This window comes from Psychromarinibacter sediminicola, from assembly GCF_029168335.1.
GTDB lineage: Bacteria > Pseudomonadota > Alphaproteobacteria > Rhodobacterales > Rhodobacteraceae > Psychromarinibacter > Psychromarinibacter sediminicola.
Genome location: NZ_JARGYC010000173.1, coordinates 1 through 2,219, shown reverse-complemented (window position 1 = coordinate 2,219; position 2,219 = coordinate 1). Strand labels below are relative to the sequence as shown.

Here is a 2,219-nt window from a genome sequence, read left to right as displayed (position 1 = left end):
GGGCGCTTGTGGCCCGTCTCGTCCACGGCCGGAAACAGACTGCGGAGCCGCTTCAACGCCGCTGTTGGCGTCTCGCTGTCCAGCAGCACCGTCGGGCGCACCGGCGGCAGTGGCTCGGGATAGACGGTCAGAAACCGCGCCAGCAGCCCGTCGTCATCAGCCTTCACCAGAAGCGATTCCAGCTTGTCGGGCTGGGTGCTGCCGATCACCGCAATCGTCAGGTGCTCGACCGTGATCGGGTCGGGACTGGATTTCCGGTCGATGCAATACGCCCGGCCGCCGTAGGCTTCGAGCCAGAACGGACGGTCGCCGCCGCCGTTGTAGCGGTCCATGCCGCCGATCCAGCCGGACAGCTCGTCCCGGCAGAGCAGCAGGCCGCGCCAGGTCGAGGATAGCAGGTCCGCCACCTTCTCCGTCGTCGCATCGGCAATTCGAATGCGGTCGCGGACAGGGGCCGGCCCTGGGTCAGCGTCAGCGGGCTTCTCCGGCGGCGTGTCCCCCTCGGTAATCGCCGCCTTGGCCTCCGACTTCCAGGCGCTATGCACCATGGCCGCCATCTCGCTTTTGGCATCCCACTCGGCCCGCTCCGTCTTGTAGGTTTCGGCCAGGTCGCGCTCGATATCCCGCACCGGGTCGAGTACGGCATCCAACGCAGGGCTCTTCCCGGCCGACGGGTTGCCGATCAGCGCGCCCCAGAGAACGGGCGGCTCCTTCCACCCATCCCACGGGACCGCCCAGCGTGCGTTCCCGATGGCCGCGCTGGCCGTGACCAGCAGGGAGAGAGCCACGTAGTCCGGATGCGCCCCCTTGGCCTCGCTGGCGGTCCTGATCCAGTCCGACCACGGTCCGAAGACGGATTGGAAGTCTTCGTCGGTCATCTCCGGCGCTGGCGGCCTGTCGGGACGGATCACCGTCATATCCGGGTCAGGCCAGCCTGCGGCAGCGTCGAACGGGAGGATGGCTGCTTCGGTGTTGCTCATGCCGCGCCCTCCCGCTCCTGAAGAACGTCGTTCCAGTCCTGCCCGTCCGGGGCTGCCATCAGATTGACGGTCCACCCGAGCGTGTGGGCGCGTCTGCCGAGGGCATCCCCCGCTTCCCGTCCGGGGGTGTCGCCATCGGTCGCGATGATCAACTCACCGGGGCGTTCGGGCAGCACAAGGGACTTCAGGCCGGAGGTGGAAAGAGCCGCCCAGACGGTCGCCGAGCAGGGCAGTAGGCCCGACAGGAGCGAAAGCCCGGTCTCGATGCCCTCGCAGACCACCAGGGCGTCAGGCCCCTCGGAGAGCCGTACCGCGCCGCCGGCGCACGGTCCCTGCATCAGCTTCGCGTTCGTGGACAGCCGCGCACCCTTCTTGTCGAGGTAGGTCCGGTGGACACCTCCGGTCGGTTCCACGTTTGCCACCTTCGCGCAGGCCCATGAACTGGACGGCTGGTGGTAGATGTCCGGCGCGAAGCGCAGGCTGTCCGGCAGGTCCGCCGTGATGCCCCGCCGCCGCAGGTAGGTCTCCGCCTTGGTGCCTTCGATGGGCTTCGCCGCCTCCCAGAGCGACCGGGCCTTTTCGAGCTGGTGCGCCGCGTAGGCCTTCCGCTTCCGGTCGGCCTCGCGATGGGCCTCGAAATCGAGTTGCACCGCGCCGAGGTCGGCTCCGGCCGCGTTCGCAATCTCCACGAAGCTGCAACCGGACTTGAAGCAGTAGAGCAGGATTTTCCCGTTTGCCGCGCCGACGCTGAGCGCGCGCTGGTCGTGGCGGCGCTCCGGCTGGCAGAGGGGGCAAGGTGCCTGCCCCCTCCCGTTTTTCCAGTGACCGCCGAGTTGGTAAGTCAAGGTGCGTGCGTCCATCATTTGCAGGCACCTCCGAAGGCGAAGGCCGCGACTTCGCGGGCCAATTGCTCCGGGAGACCGGTCTTCCGGCGGATGCGCCGCTCCTGAAGGTCGCGGACGGCTGCGGGGATGTTGTGCTTGTCCTGCATCACGCCGCCACCTCGTTCTGGCCGAGGAAGCGGACGCGGGAGCGCAGCACGTACCGCGCATGGGTGCCGGCAAAGGGTCCGTCATGCTTTTCCGTGACGGTCTCAATATCCACGCCCTTTTCGCGGAGGCACCATACATAGTGCGACCAGCGAGGCGCGGGGTTGTCTATCGGCGTGCAGCCCTTCTGGCCGGCATTCGCTAGCTGAGTGAGAGCCCAGAGCTCACGCCCGCCGACAGTGATGCTGAA

The 2,219-nt window shown here is 67.8% G+C and carries 4 protein-coding genes; all 4 read right to left on the bottom strand.

The features are described from left to right. A partial coding sequence (locus P1J78_RS24685; RefSeq protein WP_275570028.1) for a DUF3987 domain-containing protein occupies window positions 1-980 on the bottom strand: 980 nt, incomplete at its 3' end. Beyond that, the gene (locus tag P1J78_RS24680; protein WP_275570027.1) at window positions 977-1,843 is read right to left on the bottom strand and encodes a DUF7146 domain-containing protein; all 867 of its coding nucleotides are present in this window, start codon (window positions 1,841-1,843) and stop codon (window positions 977-979) included. The genes P1J78_RS24685 and P1J78_RS24680, both read right to left, overlap by 4 nt. Further along, a complete protein-coding gene (locus P1J78_RS24675; RefSeq protein ID WP_275570026.1) occupies window positions 1,840-1,971 on the bottom strand; it encodes a hypothetical protein in 132 nt (43 codons plus the stop codon). The genes P1J78_RS24680 and P1J78_RS24675 overlap by 4 nt, the downstream gene beginning before the upstream one ends. Beyond that, on the bottom strand, window positions 1,971-2,219 hold a 249-nt coding region (locus tag P1J78_RS24670), incomplete at its 5' end, for a winged helix domain-containing protein (RefSeq protein WP_275570025.1). The genes P1J78_RS24675 and P1J78_RS24670, both read right to left, overlap by 1 nt.